An 18,682-nucleotide genomic window follows, 5' to 3' on the forward strand; every position below is an offset into this window, starting at 1 on the left:
TAACAATAATATCTCTTAAAAAAATATTTACAAGGGAGATTATATACTTATAATGCATTCAAATTTTAAATTATTAGCATATGAACCATTCGTTAAGCAAACGGGATCTTTCTATCATAATCGGTAATACAATGGATCATTTCGATACTGCACTTTATGGGTTTCTTGCACCATTCCTTGCCGATATTTTCTTTCCAAATCATGATAAAGTCATTGCCTTAATACTTACCTATAGTGTTCTTGCTACCTCTTTATTTACACGTCCACTTGGTGCTTATTTTTTTGGTATTACTGCTAAAAAATACGGCGGGGTTTTTGCTTTGTCTCATTCTTTAATTGGAGTTGCTTTAAGCACTGTTCTAATTGGTCTCATACCTTCTCATGCCCAAATAGGCTGGCTTGCACCACTATTATTAATTGTGCTTAGAACGTTGCAAGGAGTATATTCCGAGGGTGAATGTACTATTGCTAAATTATATATTTTAGAAAATAAAAATGAAACAACAGCATTTAAAGCTTCTTATCTTTATCAAACCTCTACTATGGTCGGTATTATTCTTGCTTCATTTATCAGCACTATAGTTTTAAATGTAGATTATAATAAATATTGGCGTTTATGTTTTATATTCGGTGGGTTTACAGCTCTTGCAGGTTATTTTTTAAGGAAGAGTGATTTCATTAGAATAAACACTTTACTGTCATTCCGCGCCTTGACCACAGCATCCAATAAAAACCCTAATACTATAAGTTATTTTCTACCCCCCGTGGTCAAACCACAGGGTGATAATAAAGGTTTCTGGATTTCCGCTTTCGCGGGAATAACATTTTTACAGAGTCTTGTTACAATTTGGAACAATAAACTAAGTATTTTGCGGGTTAGTTTTGCCTTAGGCTTCTCATATATGACCTATATATTGCCTTTTGTATTTATGAATAGTTTTATTCCTATTATAACAAATATAACACTTGAAACAATGATGAAGTTTAATACTGAATTTCTAATTTTCGATATGGTTATGATTCCAATAATTGGGCATTTAACTAAAAAAATACATTATCTTAAAATACTAAGCGGCACTCTTATTATAATGATTTTAAGTATAATTCCTCTATGGTTATTCTTGAATCACTCGTCTATATGGTATGTTAATTTTGTACGTATCTGGATTATAGTACTGGGCGTTAGTTTCCTAGCACCTTTAAATTGTTGGCTAAATGATTTATTTAAAACCGCAGATAAATATATGCTAGTCGGTATTGGCAGTAGTATCGGCTCTTCACTAATCGGGCGTCTCATCCCGTCTACCTGCCTAATACTTTGGCATGTAACAGGTAGCTCTTTGTCAATTGCTGTTTATATAACTGTAATCTCTGCAATAACCTTATGGGCTGTAAGAGTGAGCAATTAATAAAAAGTCAAACTCAATAATATACCGACATAATTATTAGCTCTGAACCTTGTCATACAATTAGCAGGACTTTGAATATCTAGAGTTGCTACTTGTAATATCAATAAAATCAAAGCAGCTAAGATAGATAGATAGTTGATATTATGATTAGCTATCTTTGTTGCTAGAAGAAATAATAATATAAAACCTATATAACATACACAAATCCAAAACTTATAATGCTTGTTTTCTAAATATATGCTTAATGATTTTACTCCTATTTTCTTATCATCTTTTATATCCATAAAGCCATAAATCGTATCATAGCCGGTTGCCCAAGAACAGCATGCTAAATACATAATAATTGCTGCCATATCAAGCTTATCCTGAACTGCCGCATAAGCTATTAATGCTCCTAGCTTAAAGGTAAAGCCCATAAATATTTGTGGGAAGTAGGTAATACGTTTCATTAACGGATATATGCTAATCATTATTACTGCAAAAAAACCCATATATATAGCTGTTTTACTTAAAAGTAATAAAATAAACAGCGAAATAATGCTAAGAACAAAGAGTATAAAAATAGCATAAGAAACAGATAAAACACCACTTGCTAAAGGTCGATCTTTAGTTCTTGCTACATGCTTATCAAATTTCTGATCAAATATATCGTTAATAATACATCCACTACTTCTAGTCGTTATACTGCCTAAAATAAATATCGGTAATAACTGAGCTAATTCTATGTTAGAAGGATTTGCTAATAATAATCCAAATAAGGCAGGAAATAAAACTAGCAAATAAGCTACCGGCTTATCTGCCCGCATTAATTTTAAAATAAGTAAAAGTTTATTTAGCATTACTATATTAAACTTTAATTTAAATAAATATAGCATATAATCTAAGATAAAATACGCTATGCTGCAAAATAAAGCTACTAGATTTTTTATGGTCGAAAAATAAAAATACGATTCTTTAGTAAAAAGAATAATGACCAATCTGGTAGCAGTAAAAGCATTTCTAGAATATTACTTGCCTGATGATCTTAAGAACTTAGTAGATTGGTTAAAAATAGTAATAAAGCAAGAAAGCTATAATAGAGGAATCTTTAAAATAAGAAATATAGTGGTATAGTTATCAAATATAGTGCTAAGAATAAAGAAGAAGTATTTATTTATATACTAATTATAAGTTCAATCAAAGTTGATTAGTGGACAACTTTGCGGTTATGAAAATATATGTTATTATTATGTGCAAGATATTAAGAAAGGCAGAAATAAATTGACGCTAGTTTATGATTGAATTATTTATAATGGTAAAAGCAATACTCACAAAAATCTATAGCGTTTATTTACTGATAACATGATGGAATTAATGACAGCAGACTATAAACTATTATGCTTTGCAAGCTATATCAGATGATGAAATTGTAAAGAAAAAGCATTTAGGCATACTGGAGTATATGTATCCATATGCGGAATGAAACTATGTGAGAAATTTTTAACATAGTTTAAACATATTAAAATTTTATACAAAGAGAAAGATTATATTTACCTTAGGTCATTTTTATGGTATACCGACATAAAATTATCAAAACAGAAATAACAGGAATTATTACAAGTATTTACCACATTATATAATATAAATTATAAGGATAGCGTTATGAAAACTATAGAACAAAATATGCAGAAAAACATATGAGAGCAGGTTCTGATACAAGGAAGACAACTAAGGTATTAAGTAGGAGAGACTAAAGGTGAGAATAAAAATGCTCTCTAAAGAATTCAAAGGTTCTATTTTATCGCTGATCTTACAGATCTTAAAGATATCTTCATTAGTTCAATTGTAAAAAGTGATTTTTTTGTATAAGCTTAAAAACTACAATACTTGTGCAAGTATCTCTTGCAGAAATTATAAGTCTCCATATCTTCGAAAAGAAACGTAACATTTCTGTTGTCATAATCAACATATAACAACATTCTTGAATCAACTACAAAATCTATGAAAGAATTTCAGAAAAATTATAATTTTACAGAAACTGAAAAAAAATGGCAAAGAATTTGGCAAGAAAAACAAATTTATGCTTATGATCCAAATATTTCAAAAGAAGAAACTTATATAGTTGACACACCGCCTCCGACTGTTTCAGGACAGCTACATATTGGCCATGTTTACAGCTATACGCAAACTGATTTTATTGTACGATTTCAGCGTATGATAGGCAAAAATATCTTTTATCCTATGGGTTTTGACGATAACGGACTACCAACCGAGAGACTCGTTGAAAAACAGAAGCAGATCAAAGCTTATAATATGGGAAGAGACGAATTTATAAAAATTTGCGAAGAGGTAGTAACATGTGAAGAAGAAAAATTTAGAAGTCTATTTAACCAAATAGCCTTATCGGTTGATTGGAGTTTAGAGTACCAAACTATTAGTCCATTATCTCGCAAAATATCCCAAATGTCTTTTCTTGATTTAGTTAAGAGAGGCGAAGTATACCGCAATGATCAGCCTATATTATGGGATCCGGTAGACGGTACTGCTCTTGCTCAAGCTGATATTGAGGACACTGAACAAACCTCGTTTATGAATTATATCACCTTTAAAACCGAGCAAGGAGAACCACTTACTATAGCAACTACAAGACCTGAGTTATTACCGGCTTGTGTAGCGGTATTGTATCACCCTGATGATAGACATTATAAGCATCTAGCAGAAAAATTTGTTATAACTCCAATTTTTAAAGACAAAGTGCCACTGATTGCCGATCCTTTAGTACAACAAAATAAAGGTACAGGGTTAGTTATGTGCTGCACATTTGGTGATCAAACAGATATTACTTGGTGGAAAATGCATAATCTGCCTTTAAAAACTATTATAACCAAAAAAGGTACGATAGACTTCCCTAATGATATTGGTATAGACGGATTAAAAATTAAAGCAGCTCGAGCAAAAATAATAGATATTTTAAAAGAGCAGAATTTACTTATTAAACAAGAAGAAATAACTCATATAGTCAAATGTGCCGAAAGGTCAGGTTCACCACTTGAAATTTTAACCGTGCCACAATGGTTCGTTAAAACAATAAAACATAAAGAAGCATTACTTAAAAGAGTAAACGAGCTAAATTGGCATCCTAAAAATATGAAGATTCGTTTAAACAATTGGATTAATGCTATTAGCTGGGATTGGTGTATAAGTAGGCAGCGTTATTTCGGTGTACCGTTTCCTGTTTGGTACTCTAAGAGAGTAGGAGAAGAAGGTAAGATTTTATATGCTGACATTTCACAGCTACCAGTTGATCCCTTAAGAGATTTACCTATTGGTTATAGTAGAGATGAAGTTGAACCTGATCTAGACGTCATGGATACTTGGGCAACAAGCTCCACTTCACCGCAACTTTCAACTCATGGCATCTCTGATAATTTCACTGCTAATAAAAATAGGCACGATAAATTATTTCCGATGGATCTAAGACCTCAGGCACATGAAATTATCAGGACTTGGGCATTCTATACTATCCTAAAAGCACATCTACATCAAAATACTTTGCCGTGGAAAAATATCATGGTAAGCGGTTGGTGTTTAGCTGAAGATCGAAGTAAAATGTCAAAATCTAAGGGCAATGTTTTAGTTCCTGAAAAGCTACTAGAGCAGTACGGTTCTGACGTAATACGTTATTGGTCGGCAAATTCAAGACTAGGTGCTGATACTATCTACTCGGAAGACGTTATGAAAAACGGCAAACGACTAGTTAATAAGCTGTGGAATGCTGCTAAATTTATTTCTATTCATTTTGATAAATTAAAAGATGAAGATAAAAAAGCAAAGCTTTTAGAGGTTAAAGAAACAATCACTAACGAGTTTGATAAATGGATGATTAATAAGTTAGTCGAGCTAGTTAAGGCAGCCACAAATGAATTACAAAACTACGAATATGCAAATGCTATGCATTTGACAGAAAAATTCTTTTTGGCAGTATTTTGTGATAATTATTTAGAGATTAGTAAAACACGAGCGTATGATAAAGAAAATAAAAACCTAAGCGGACAATATAGTAGCATATTAACTTTATATCATGTGATGCAAACATTACTGAAACTATTTGCACCATTCATGCCACATATTACCGAAGAATTATACCAAATATTATACAATGATAAAGAATCTATCCATATAAAAGGTACCTTCGCTAACTATGATAATTTACATTACAATATCGATATAAAACAAGTAGAAGGTCTGCTTAAAATCCTAGATATCACCAGGAAATTCAAAGCTGAGAAGAAGTTATCTATAAAAGCTCCGATAAAATTGCTTAAAATTAGTGGTATAGTATTATCTGAAGAATTAGCAGAAGATTTAAAAAATGTTACATCAGCAGAAGAACTAAAATTTGAGACTCAAGGTGATAAAATTAAAGTCGATATTATCCTTTAAAAATATTTTAGGTTTAATTCTTATTATTTTTGCCGGTATATTTTTTTATGCTTATATATTAGAGCATGATTGGCGATATGTACTGTTAAGTGATGAACAAGTAAAAAAATACAGAATTAGTGAGAAAAAAACTATTGCTCTTTATCAGCTAATGAAAGACACTCATGAACTACTTAGCAAGAATAATATTAATTATTGGATAGAATTCGGCACTCTACTTGGTGCAGTAAGACATAAAGGCATAATTCCTTTTGATGATGATTTAGATATCGGTATTATGCATGAAGACGAAATACGTCTGCAACAAATATTACCGCAATTTGAGCAGCTCGGTTATACTGTTTCCTACAAGAGAACTTATAATATATGTAAAACAGGGTGTTTGGATATTTTCATTTTTCATCAAGAGAAAGATAAAGTTATATACTCTAATTTAGCAGTTCGAACTAAGTACCCAAATGATGCGTTTTATTATAATGAATTATACCCATTAAAAAAATATAAATTCGGTAGTATAGAGGTTTATGGTCCAGCTGATCCTATAGGAAAGCTAAATAGGCAATATCCGGAATGGGATAAGTATGCACTGATACAGAATTCCCACAGCTTACATATGCCTTTTTTATCAAATATCGAGCAAAAAAGCAAATTGATACTTACACCAGAATTGTTAAAACCTGCTCAGCCGTTCGAACCACTAGAAGATAAAGTAAATATAGTCAATTCAGCCAGTTTTAGTGATATAGAGGATAAAGCGTATTAATTAAATGTTGAGTTGGTTATAACTATTTCGACATTTGTAATGGAATGCTTATTATAGATGTGCATGTGTAAACAAAATTCACTATTGTACGAATATTGATAAATTTATACTTCTAGCAGCGTTGTTGCATGGATCTGATTTCATCCTAACAACAGCGGAAATCCTAGACACAATAATCTATAATATTAATACAAAATTATATATTATTGATAAAATATAATGTATAAAAATAAGTTTCTTATACATTTGGCTGGATTCCTGTTTTTGCAAAAATTCGCATTAAATAAGTTAAGGTAAAACAAGTAATAGCAGGTACTATCTCAATAAGACCGGTTTATCAAAGCAAGAATTAGAAATAGCTTGTTTATTTTGAATTACTTGAAAACTAAATTCAGGTTTAAGTAATGCATAAAAATATTTTAAACTAAGAGACACTACTAAATTACTTACTTTTGCTTCCACTAAAATCTCAGGTTTGTTATCCTTAATATAGTTATTTCACATTATTTATCACAAAGATAGTATAAACCAAAATCACCAAGTCCTGTTTTATTCCAAAAATATACGGTTTTTACAAGATGAGAAGCAACAAGATTTTCAAACTTTGCTCCTATATCTTTATATTTGTGAGCAGTCCCAAAGATAATATTTAGGTTCTTTATATTACAACATTTTTATACCAAGGTTTAAGCTCAAAACAATAATAATGTTTTTCTATAGCAAACAAACCACCTCCTTATTTGTTGATCTAAAACTCTAATTTTGTTAGCAAGATTTGTATAGATCATTTATAACGATAGCAAGTAATTCTAACGAATAAACATATCTTCAGTATATCTCTTCCCTAAATAATTGCTCAAATCTTTGATCACTCTATATTCTATAAAATGTTGTAGTGGCTTTTTAATATACTTCAAATTCATCGGTAGTGATATTTTTAAGATTTTTCATACAATCAATGTTATTATCAAAATTTTTAACTATTTCAGATACCGATAACCGATGTATAGTTCAATTTATGTATGCCCCATCCTTAGACTATCACCACCGTTTATATATTTAATTTAGCACTGACAGTTATAATAAATTCAATATTTTTCTCCGCATTATTTATTATACAATCCTTTTACAAGATTTTTCCAATCTTTATATTTATGAATTTCATCCAGTATTAAGGTGAATTGGGACCAAACTTAAATACTTGTTTTAATATTTGTAGTTTTTCCTACTTGTCTTGCTCCGCGTATAAATACGAACTTATTTTTAGATATTCTTCAACTTGCTTTTTATATAAGCTATATATTATAATAACTCTATAGTTTAGAAAAAAACAAGTAAATGTTGAATTGGTCAAGACCATTTTAATATTTACAACGTAATAGTCACATAAAATATATGCCTTACTTGTTACCAGTGATCATAACTACAGCATTTATTTTATTAACTTTAACAATTTGGTTTTATATAAAAACTAAAACCTTAAGGACACAACTACAATTCTTATCAGGACAGAATCTAGAAATTAACAATAATAACCAATTATTGAACCAAGAAAAAATAGGATATTTACAGACAATTGAGCAATTAAAGTGTAAAATAGAATATCAAGAACAAACTATTAAGGATTCAGAAAAAATAAGAGAAAAGTCGTTTTCATTAGCAAAAGCTGCCTTATTTGATCTTGGGAAAGATTTATCCAAGCAATTAATTGAGATACACAAAATAGAAAATATAGCAGCAAGAGAGCTAGCCGAGAAAAATATTGCTACTGCTTCCAGAAAATTTAATAGTGAGTTTGAGCGATTAATTACTATGGTAGGAGCATTAAATAAAGATATAGAGCAGTCCAAAGGTACGGTTGATTTGATAAAACAGTCTCTGCTTTCTCCTATAGGTGCAGGATTACTTGCCGAAATCACGCTTGAGAATATTCTAAAATCTTCAGGATTACGTCCTAATTTAGATTTCATTATGCAATATGGCTTAACTACAACAAATAGTGGGAAGCTAAGACCCGACGCTCTTATTTTTCTTCCTTCCGGTAATTTAATGGTTATTGATTCCAAAGCTTCTAAATTTCTAGTAGACGAGCAAGATAATAGTGGGAACCTTAGTAAAACTATGAGTTATCATTTAAAATCTCTAGCTAATAAAGACTATGCTGAAAATATTTTAACTAATCTAAATAAAAAGGATCAGAGTTTTAACAATGTTATTACTTTAATGTTTTTACCAACTGAACAAGCAGTGGAGAAAGTTATTGCAGCCGATTCTGAATTTTTACAAAAAGCTTGGGGGTGTAATATTTTTCCAGTAGGACCTGCAGGACTTATGAATATGCTATCATTTGCAAGATTTCAAATTACCGATCATCGCCGCTCAGAAAATTATAAGGTAATCATTGAAGAAGTGAGAAAGTTATTAAGCTCTATAGGTAGTATAGCTGATTATTCTCAAAAGATTGGTAATAACCTACAAAATATGGTTACTAATTATGATAAATTTGCCGCCTCGTTTAATCGTAATTTAATGTCAAGAGTGAAGAATATTCAAAAACTTGGTATTGATTCAAAGAATAAAACCATGTTGGCAAGCCTTGAACGTTATCAAATTGTTTCCTCCAAATCAGAAATTATTGAAATAGCAGCAGAAAATCCGCCAAAAATAGAAGAAAAATTATAAATAAATTTTTATACTCATGTGTAAGCATATATAAGATTAAAGCTTCTGAAAAAAAATAAACATATTATAGAGTAAATTTTATTAATAGGCCAGGCTCTACAGTAAGCAAGCTGCCAATTATATAAATATATAATTGAAGAAAACACAAAAATAATTGTGATAGAGCATAACAATTATAACCTTATTATTAATAATGTTTTTGGTCAAAAAGATTAGTAATTAAAGATATTTGTCACTTATGACTCCGTTAGACTAAAAGAGCATTATTGATATATCTTCTATAGATTTTGATTATATAGATCATCCAAATTATATAAGCATACCTTTTTGTAGGTATTTTTTAATAGCACTCAATTAAATGATTAAAATGTATTTTGTTTGTACCTGAGACAATCTTATTAAAGCCAAGTAAGATAGTAGCGGTTGTCTCGGAAATATTCTTGCCTGCACTACTAGACACTTAAATCTGATATATAAGCAATTGTTAAAACATCTATGAAAGTTGCTAGAATTTAAAATCTTTAACTTAAACATTATTACAGTACTATCCTACAGTCAGTCTTGCCTCATCATTATAGTAAAACTTTTGAAAAAACACATAATTAGTTACCAATGATATTTTATATAACTTGATTACTATATTAATAAAGAAGCAAGATGCATTATATTTAATAGATGTTGATGAAGATTGGATCTTCATAAATTCTAATCCTGAATTACAAAAATAAAAACAGATATAATCCAAAATCAGCGATTGCTATTACTGAACACATAGTAGCACAATTCTATCCATAATATGTACTAATATCTGTTTTAATATTGATTAGTAAATTTATTATATATTTCTTGAAGTTTTATTTGTGTATTCTTATCTTTTTCGAAACATTTATATTTTAAGTGAAAAGACTGTTTAATTTCTTCAGGTAAAAGTTCCTTATTCTCAATTAAAGTTAAAACAAAAAATATAAAAACCTCTTAAATATTTATTTAAATCTCTTAATATGTAATTATTTTATTATGAGATAATATTAAAACCACAAATTAAGTTTAATGGGTTCTATTATATCATTCCTGTGCAAGCAGGAATAAAAATAACCTGAATATTGACAAAAATAAACATATAAAAAACTCATTTTTTAATGTTTTACTTGTATTTCTGCTTTTGCAGGTAAAATAATATTTACGCCGGTATATATTCAAGAACTGGTTGTTTTTTACTTGATTTTGTAGGAATGAGAGAGGTCATTATCGGTTCTACTAACCCGTTCACTACCTCTTTTGTAATGATAACACGATGTTTTTTTAACTCGGCAACTTTATACATACTATCAAGCAAAAGATGTTCAAGTATTGAACGAAGTCCTCTTGCTCCTGTCTTTTTAGCTAAAGCTTTTTCGGCAATAGCTTCTAGCGCGGGATTCTCAATTATAAGCTCAGCATCATCAAGCTCAAATTGTTTCTGATATTGCTTTACTATGGCGTTCTTAGGCTTAGTTAGAATCGTAATTAAAGCTTCTTTATCTAAGTCATCTAAAGTAGTAACGATAGGTAACCTACCGATAAATTCAGGAATTAACCCGAATTTAATTAAATCCTCGATCTCTAATGATTGAAGAATCTCTCTATTATTTTTCTCTTTATCCATCTTTAAGTTAGCTGCAAAACCTATAGAACTATTATTAGTTCTTGCGGTTATAATGCTATCAATCCCCATAAAAGCACCCCCGCAAATAAATAAGATATTTGAAGTATCTAACTGTACGAAATCTTGTTGTGGGTGTTTCCTACCACCTTGAGGAGGCACGGAAGCAACTGTTCCTTCCATAATTTTAAGTAATGCCTGCTGTACTCCTTCACCCGATACATCCCGTGTAATAGAAGGATTCTCCGATTTACGGGCAATTTTATCAACCTCATCAATATAAATTATACCCTTTTGTGCTTTTGCTATATTAAACTCGGCTGCTATCAATAAACGTAGCAAAATATTCTCAACATCTTCACCAACATAACCAGCTTCTGTTAAAGAAGTAGCATCCGTCATAGAAAAAGGCACGTCTAAAATTTTAGCAAGCGTTTGAGCAAGTAAAGTTTTTCCTGAACCGGTAGGACCGATCAGTAAGATATTTGACTTATTAAGCTCAACTTCATTATTGCCGGATTGTACATACTCAAGCCTCTTATAATGATTATACACCGCTACTGATAAAATCTTTTTCGCTTGATCCTGCCCAATTATGTAATCGTTTAGAATTGTACATATTTTTTGTGGCGTTGGAATTGAAGAAGTAATCTGCTTTAATGCAACTTTACTTTCTTCTTTCATAATCTCCATGCATAAATCTATACATTCATCACAAATAAATACTGCAGGACCTGCTATTAGTTTTTTTACTTCATGCTGTTTTTTACTACAAAATGAACAAATTAATTCTTTTTTATCAACTTCTACTACCATTAACTTTCTTTTTTTATTTAATTTAAATTCTTCTTATACATACTACAAGCATGTTGTACAGGAAGTCATTCCTGCGCAGGCGGAAATGACTTAAAACGAGCGATATAACAACATTATTATGTTATTCTTGCATACATATAATAATCTTTATGCTCATTTGCAACTATTTCGTATTTCTTAAGGATCCCTTCCTTAGCAAAACCGCATCTCTCAAGCAGATTGATTGAACGAAAATTATCTGTAATGACTGTTGCTTGGACTCGCACAATACCTATATAATCAGCAAACTTTAAAATATTCTTTATTGATTTTAACATTATACCTTGACCCCAAAAGCTACAATCTAAATCGTAGCTTATTTCTGCTCTATGATGTTCTAGATTTATTATATTAAAACCTGCAGTACCTATTAATTTATTATTGCCTTTAAGGGCGATTCCCCAATAAAAGCTTCTATGATTTTTATATAAACTAGACCAATAACGTATTTCTTCTCTAGCTTCTTCTAAATCTTTAGGTCTATTACTATCAGTTATATAAAGCGCCATTTCCAACTTACTCATATAATTAAAATAATCTTGTGCATCATCTGCAACTAACTCACGTAAAACTATATCGTTTAAATCAAGTATAGGAAAGGAAGCATATAAATATTCTCTACTTATCATATATATTTAATAGGATCTTGTACATTATTCTTTTTAAAAGCATCAAGCCGTATCATGCAAGCAAGACATGTACCGCAAGATAAATGATCTGCAGTAGGTTCATAACATGATATCGTATTTTTATAATCTACACCAAGTTCAAGACCAGTTCTAATGATTTGCTCTTTAGTCATGTCAATTAAAGGCGTATGAATAGTAATTTTTTTACCTTGCACTCCCATATTGGTTGCTAAATTCGCCATTTCTTCAAAAGATTTAATATATTCATGACGACAATCAGGATAATTTGCCGAATCGCTTGTATGCACACCTATAAAAATGTCTTTTGCTCCTATTACTTCTGCAAAACCAAGTGCATAGCTTAAAAATATCGTATTACGAGCAGGCACGTAAGTAACCGGCACATCTGCGGGTAGTGCATTTACGCTGTAATAATGAGGGACACTTATATTATTGTCGGTAAGAGCAGAGCCGCCGAAAGCTCGTAAATCTATATCTACAATCTTATGCTGCTTGATTTTATATTCTTTTACTAACTCTCTAACTTTTCGTAACTCTGCATTGTTACGCTGTCCGTAGTTAAAACTCATAGCATAGATTTCATAACCCATTTTTTGTGCTATTGCAAGAACCGTAGCAGAATCCGCCCCGCCACTAACCAAATTAACTGATTTTTTCATTTACATATACTAATTATTTATAAAAGATAATTATAATATAATTTATATTATATATTAATCTTTAATGACTAGAAAAATATCTATCCAAAAACAAGTCGCTAGTAATTAAAGATAGTGTTTAAATTAAAAAAGAAAAATTCCAATCAAAGAGTTATAAAATTGATATAATAAATTATCACAGGTAATGAGTACATCAAATATGTATACCAATGAAATAATAACACGAGATTCACAATAAAATATAAAAAGATTAAATTCATAACAAAGGAAGAATCCACCTTTCGTCTTTGTTATTCATTATTTTCTAATTTTCTTTAGAAAAGGATATAACACACCTTTCTAAAGAATAAAACATAAATATAAATATTCTTGACTAAATTCTTATAATAATCTAAGGTTACGCTGTTAAGTTACTAATATGGCGAGTGTAGCTCAGTTGGTTAGAGCATCAGGTTGTGGTTCTGAGTGCCGCGGGTTCGAATCCCGTCACTCGCCCCATTTTTTTCTTCATGTATGGGTATCAAACTTTTATATAGACTGGTTAAATATCTAAGGTTCTATACAAAAGACTTGATCATTGTTATGATCTCTTTACTTAGCGTATCAGCTTCATTATTACTCATCGGTAATATTTTTAGAAATTTAGTTGATAAAGGCTTGAGCAAAGACCATATTTTATCAGTTGATAAATCTATATTATATATTTGTTTATTAATTATCATCTTAAGTATTGCCAGTTTTTTCCGTTCATATTTTATCAATAATGTTGCTGAAAAGACAGTTAATCAAATGAGAAAAGAAGCTTATAGTAATTTAATTCATTATAAAATTGAAGAGTTTGAAGAATTAAAAATCGGTGATATAATTTCACGCCTAACAAATGATATAGATCAAATATCTACACTTATAGTGAATTTCTTATCTTTTTTTATCCGCAATTCAGTAATGCTAATCGGTGGCGTTATATTAATGTTTTTTGAAAGCTTTAAACTCGCTTTTATAGTAATTATTACCATTCCTATCTTATTAATTCCTTTAATTAAATTTGGCAAGCATGTTAAGGCTTTATCTAAAAAAGCTCTAGAATCTAAATCACTTTTAGCCTCAGATATTGATGAAACTTTTAACAATATTAGAGCTATTTATGCTTTTAACAATCAAACAAATAAAATTGCCGATTTTGATACTAAACTACAAAACTATTTAACATACTGTAAAGCACGTTTAAAAATTCGTGCTTTATTCTTTGCAATTGCAATAGCTGTTATATTTCTTTCAATTACTTTAGTCATTTGGATCGGAGCGTCGGATATAGTTAAAGGTCATTTATCGCCAGGACAAATTATATCATTTATTTATTATGCAATTATTGCTGGAGTTAGTTGTGGCGGTATTTTTGAGCTACTAAGCGAAATGCACTTACCTATTACAGCACTGGAGAGAATAATGACAATTATAAATAAGAAGCCTACAAAACTTAAAAATTATTTAGAATTAAATAATTCTGACTCCGTATCAATAGAATTTAAAAATGTAGATTTTACCTACCATTCAAGACCTAATTTAAGAATTATTAATAACATGTCTTTCAAGATAAATGCTAATAAATTTGTTGGTATTGTAGGTAGATCAGGAGTGGGAAAAAGTACTATAATTCACCTATTACTACATTTTTACTGGCCAAAAAGCGGCACTATCCTTATTAACAATCAAGATATATCTTATTTAGACCCTATCGAAATCCGTAAATTCATTGCTTATGTTCCGCAGGAACCCTGTGTTTTTTCCGGCACTATAAAATCAAATATTATATTCGGTAATATGGAAGCAAGCGACGATGAAATAAACGAGGTAATAAAAATTACGGGAATAGAAGACTTTGCTACTAAACTTCATAACGGTATAAATGCTAAAATCGGTGAGAAAGGGGTTAGATTATCAGGAGGACAGAAACAAAGAATAGCTATTGCTAGAGCATTACTACGCATGCCACACATTTTACTTCTTGATGAAGCAATGAGTGCTTTAGATACAATAAGCGAACAGAAATTATTAAATGCTATAAAAAAAATAATGAACGGGAAAATTATTATATCAGTTGCCCATAGAATTAGTAGTATAGAATCAGCTGATCGTATTTTAGTAATAGATAAAGGTAGCATGATAGCTAGCGGGACCCATGATAATTTGTTACAAAATTCAGAAATTTATCGGAATATTTGTAGAGAACAGCTAGCTTAAATAAATTTCATATAGCTAATAAGGAGTCTCCCTCATGAAACACAGAACGCAGCACCGCGCAGCGTACAAAAAAATACGTGGAGGATGTGATGTACTAGATTGAAGTAATCAATTACCCTTAGAAGCAAGTTATGTAAGGAGTCTAATGATATATTAGTTACAATAAAAGTTCCTTAGTATAAAAAATTTAAATGTTTAATATAATTTAGCTTGAAAGCTACCGTGGCTTTGTTATAATTGCAATTACAAAATAAAAAAGGTTTACAAAATGAAAAATTTATTAAAGATTTTATTAATTCTAGCTTTCTCAGCACCAGTATTTGCTGATATGCCGTCCGACCCTACTTCAGTTACAATAACCCAAATACAAGCTATGAGTACTGATGATCAACAAGCTTGGGTTGCTAGCTTAACATCAGATCAGTATAATATATTAAGCACTGATGTTCAAAAGTGGGTAATGGAGCATACCACCGATGCTCAAAAACAAGCTTTAGGAATTAATCAGTAATATTTTAATTAATTTTTGAAATTGATATATGTTAGGAATCAATGATTCTTAACATATGTTCCTGGTAAATAATAAAGTAGTTGGAATAAAAATAAATTAAATTTACATCTAAGATTGAGACTACTTAACATCAAATACTTATTATTTTAAACGCCTGTCAAAAAGAGTATGCGTAATACTACTTATTGAAAGAAATAAAGTATAATATCACTAAAAGTTTTTGCTTTTGATCTCCTGAAGCCCTTCGGTTATTTATCATGCTGTGTATAAAAATTCATTTATCCTTTAGTAAAATAATAAACTATAAAGAATATAGAAGCTAAGCCACCAACGTTATTCCTGCTTTTGCAGGAATACATAAAAGCTATAGCAAGAAAATATGCATTTCAAGAAAATGCAACCAGTTTTCAAATCACTGAAAGTTATATATTTATATACTTACAATGATATTCCTTACACAAGGATATCAGATATTTATTGGAATTGTGAGATTATATAGGCAAAATTTAGATATAACTTCAGAATATTATGGATTATATATCAATAGCAACTTTATTCTCGATCATGGGCTTTACAAGCAGTGATCGCTTTTAAAAATGCGGTATTAAAAATTACTTCTATTTTGAAATTATAGTTATAATACTATTCTTACTAGGAAATAGCATACTAATTGTATATAATATAGTTACTCTATTATGATCTCTTGATATGATATATCCGATAAACATCTTATTGCTAATGCGTTTAGAAGCTATTCCGGAAACGACACAGCACATATGACAACTATTTTACTACGGCTAGATTGATTTTAACGGCATTTGGTCTACAATTGTAGACTTGTTTATAACAGTATTTTGTATCCCACGTAGTATTACTAAATATGAGTTTACGCTATTTGGGTTAGTAAAATTTCCAGTGAGGGAAAAATAAAAAATGACTAATCAAGCTTTTATATTCAAAATAGCGTTCAGATATTTTAGAGCTAAGAAAAACGAAAAGTTTGTTTCTATTATTTCTGCCTTTTCTTTAGTGGGTGTCATGATCGGCGTTGCAGCATTAATAGTCGTTATGTCAGTTATGAATGGTTTTCACATAGAGCTTACTAAAAATATTATTGGGTTAAATGGAGATATAGTAATAAATCCGCAAGCCGGTAGCATTGATAACTATGAAGAGATTAAGGCTAAACTCCTAAAACAAGATTATATAAAACATGTAACATTTATTGCTCACGGTCAAGCTTTAGCTCTTGGTAAAAATAATAATAGCGGTGTACTTATTAAAGGTATTCATTTAAAGGATCTCAGTTTAAGAAATGAAATTTTTAAAAATGTGAATTTTGGTAGTTTTGATAATTTTCACAGCACAAACGTAATAGCACTCGGAGGAGAATTAGCAAGTAATTTAGGTGTAACTGTTGGAGATAAGATCAGATTAATTTCACCAAATTCAGTTGCTACTGCCTTTGGCAGTATACCAAGGTCAAAAGAATTTAAAATTATAGCAATTTTCAATAGTGGTATGTATGATTATGATTCAGCAACGATATTAATGCCGCTTACCGCAGCACAAAAATTTTTATCTCTTGGCAATGATATTAATTTAATCGAAATTAATAGTTTAGATCCTGATAAAGCTCTTTCATATTCATATAAATTGCAAATATTATTAGGAGCAATGTTAAGAGTAACTAGTTGGCAAACATTAAATGCGCCATTTTTAAGTGCCCTTACCGTTGAGCGTACAGCTATGTTTACTATTCTTTCTTTAATTATTACGGTTGCCGCATTTAATATTATTTCAAGCTTATTTATGCTCGTTAAAGATAAAACTTCAGATATTGCAATTCTTAGGACCATGGGAGCAAGTACAAAGCAAATAATGCTTATTTTTATCTACAATGGAATGTTTATAGGATTGCTTGGCACAACACTAGGCATAATCCTTGGTGTTACCTTCTCTTATAATATTCAAACTATCAAGAATTATTTGGAGCGTATAACTGGTACTAAAATTTTCGAGGCAGCTATTTATTTTCTTTATAGTTTACCTTCAAAAGTAAGAGCTGAGGATATTATTTTAATTACCTCCTTATCTATAATATTGTGTTTTTTTGCAACAATTTATCCTTCTTATAGAGCATCAAAATTAAATCCAGTGGATGCCCTAAGATATGAATAATAAAGTTCTTATTCTAAAAAATATCTCAAAACATTACAGCCAAGGCAAAACTATTGTTAGAGTATTAGATGATCTTAATTTAACAGTTAGTGAAGGGGAATTAATCGCTATAATAGGTACTTCAGGTAGTGGCAAATCAACTTTACTACATATTGCCGGCTTGCTTGATAAACCTACAAACGGTCAAGTCATCATACAAAATAGCAAGTATACGAAAAATCACCTAATTCGTCTTCATTATTTAGGTTTTATCTATCAACAACATCACTTACTTAAAGATTTTACTGCCCTTGAAAATGTCATTATGCCAAGACTTATTAGCGGTCTTGATCAAAAAGAAGCAGTACAAGATGCAACAAAGGTATTAGATGATTTAGGACTTGGGAAAAAACTCTATAATATGCCTGGAGAATTGTCAGGAGGAGAACAACAGCGTATTAGCATAGCTCGGAGCTTAATTAACAAGCCAAAAATTATTTTAGCAGATGAGCCGACTGGTAATTTAGACCCCAAAACCACAAATGAAGTATTTAATTTATTTTTAAAAGTAGCGAGAGAACAAAATACTGCAGTTATTATGGTAACACATAACCATGAGTTAGCACATAAAATGGATAAATTATATAAGCTAAAGCACGGATTATTAAATATAGCTTGATTTAAAGCT

The 18,682-nt window shown here is 30.3% G+C and carries 13 protein-coding genes, 1 tRNA gene and 1 pseudogene; 11 read left to right on the forward strand and 4 right to left on the reverse strand.

Going from position 1 to position 18,682, the window contains the following annotated elements; genetic code table 11:
* Positions 1 to 80 precede the first annotated feature (80 nt).
* Positions 81 to 1,409, forward strand: coding sequence for an MFS transporter (locus AAGW17_RS00485; protein WP_347939006.1), 1,329 nt, complete (start codon positions 81 to 83; stop codon positions 1,407 to 1,409).
* On the opposite strand, the gene ubiA is transcribed toward AAGW17_RS00485, so the two are convergent.
* Positions 1,406 to 2,248, reverse strand: coding sequence for a 4-hydroxybenzoate octaprenyltransferase (gene ubiA / locus AAGW17_RS00490; RefSeq protein ID WP_347939007.1), 843 nt, complete (start codon positions 2,246 to 2,248; stop codon positions 1,406 to 1,408). The two genes, AAGW17_RS00485 and ubiA, sit on opposite strands and share 4 nt — an antisense overlap.
* A 130-nt stretch (positions 2,249 to 2,378) precedes the next feature.
* On the opposite strand from ubiA, the gene AAGW17_RS00495 reads away from it, so the two are divergent.
* From AAGW17_RS00495 to AAGW17_RS00510, 4 genes are all read left to right on the forward strand, one after another.
* On the forward strand, positions 2,379 to 2,522 hold the full coding sequence (locus AAGW17_RS00495; protein ID WP_347939008.1) for a prenyltransferase: 144 nt from the start codon (positions 2,379 to 2,381) through the stop codon (positions 2,520 to 2,522).
* A gap of 867 nt (positions 2,523 to 3,389) precedes the next feature.
* Entirely contained in the window at positions 3,390 to 5,831 is a 2,442-nt protein-coding gene (locus AAGW17_RS00500; protein WP_347939009.1) for a valine--tRNA ligase, read from the forward strand.
* On the forward strand, positions 5,800 to 6,594 hold the full coding sequence (locus tag AAGW17_RS00505; RefSeq protein ID WP_347939010.1) for a phosphorylcholine transferase LicD: 795 nt from the start codon (positions 5,800 to 5,802) through the stop codon (positions 6,592 to 6,594). Before AAGW17_RS00500 ends, AAGW17_RS00505 begins: the two co-directional genes overlap by 32 nt.
* A gap of 1,395 nt (positions 6,595 to 7,989) precedes the next feature.
* Positions 7,990 to 9,276, forward strand: a complete 1,287-nt coding sequence (locus AAGW17_RS00510) for a DNA recombination protein RmuC (RefSeq protein ID WP_347939011.1) — start codon at positions 7,990 to 7,992, stop codon at positions 9,274 to 9,276.
* A 1,180-nt stretch (positions 9,277 to 10,456) separates the two neighbouring features.
* On the opposite strand, the gene clpX is transcribed toward AAGW17_RS00510, so the two are convergent.
* The 3 genes from clpX to queC all read right to left on the reverse strand — a co-directional run bounded on the left by clpX (position 10,457) and on the right by queC (position 13,082).
* Positions 10,457 to 11,734 (reverse strand): ATP-dependent Clp protease ATP-binding subunit ClpX, encoded by a 1,278-nt coding sequence (gene clpX / locus AAGW17_RS00515; protein WP_347939012.1) that lies wholly within the window; start codon positions 11,732 to 11,734, stop codon positions 10,457 to 10,459.
* A 116-nt stretch (positions 11,735 to 11,850) separates the two neighbouring features.
* Entirely contained in the window at positions 11,851 to 12,402 is a 552-nt protein-coding gene (locus AAGW17_RS00520) for a GNAT family N-acetyltransferase (RefSeq protein WP_347939013.1), read from the reverse strand.
* Positions 12,399 to 13,082 carry a 7-cyano-7-deazaguanine synthase QueC gene (gene queC, locus AAGW17_RS00525; RefSeq protein ID WP_347939014.1) on the reverse strand — a complete coding sequence of 228 codons (684 nt, stop codon included), beginning with the start codon at positions 13,080 to 13,082 and terminating at the stop codon, positions 12,399 to 12,401. The genes AAGW17_RS00520 and queC overlap by 4 nt, the downstream gene beginning before the upstream one ends.
* A 421-nt stretch (positions 13,083 to 13,503) precedes the next feature.
* Here queC and AAGW17_RS00530 point away from each other — a divergent pair.
* The 6 genes and pseudogenes from AAGW17_RS00530 to AAGW17_RS00555 all read left to right on the forward strand — a co-directional run bounded on the left by AAGW17_RS00530 (position 13,504) and on the right by AAGW17_RS00555 (position 18,673).
* A tRNA-His gene (locus AAGW17_RS00530) sits at positions 13,504 to 13,580 on the forward strand.
* 15 nt (positions 13,581 to 13,595) lie between these two features.
* Positions 13,596 to 15,323: an ABC transporter ATP-binding protein gene (locus AAGW17_RS00535; RefSeq protein ID WP_347939378.1), complete on the forward strand. Its 1,728-nt coding sequence runs from the start codon at positions 13,596 to 13,598 to the stop codon at positions 15,321 to 15,323.
* 268 nt (positions 15,324 to 15,591) lie between these two features.
* Positions 15,592 to 15,834 carry a DUF2673 domain-containing protein gene (locus tag AAGW17_RS00540; RefSeq protein WP_347939015.1) on the forward strand — a complete coding sequence of 81 codons (243 nt, stop codon included), beginning with the start codon at positions 15,592 to 15,594 and terminating at the stop codon, positions 15,832 to 15,834.
* Between the two features lie 388 nt (positions 15,835 to 16,222).
* Positions 16,223 to 16,764, forward strand: a pseudogene (locus AAGW17_RS00545) (MFS transporter); the annotation flags it as partial.
* Positions 16,765 to 16,767: 3 nt separating this feature from the next.
* Positions 16,768 to 18,015, forward strand: a complete 1,248-nt coding sequence (locus AAGW17_RS00550; protein ID WP_347939016.1) for a lipoprotein-releasing ABC transporter permease subunit — start codon at positions 16,768 to 16,770, stop codon at positions 18,013 to 18,015.
* A complete protein-coding gene (locus AAGW17_RS00555; RefSeq protein ID WP_347939017.1) occupies positions 18,008 to 18,673 on the forward strand; it encodes an ABC transporter ATP-binding protein in 666 nt (221 codons plus the stop codon). The genes AAGW17_RS00550 and AAGW17_RS00555 overlap by 8 nt, the downstream gene beginning before the upstream one ends.
* Positions 18,674 to 18,682: the final 9 nt, after the last annotated feature.

Source organism: Rickettsia sp. Oklahoma-10 (genome assembly GCF_039954865.1).
GTDB classification, from domain to species: domain Bacteria; phylum Pseudomonadota; class Alphaproteobacteria; order Rickettsiales; family Rickettsiaceae; genus Rickettsia; species Rickettsia oklahomensis.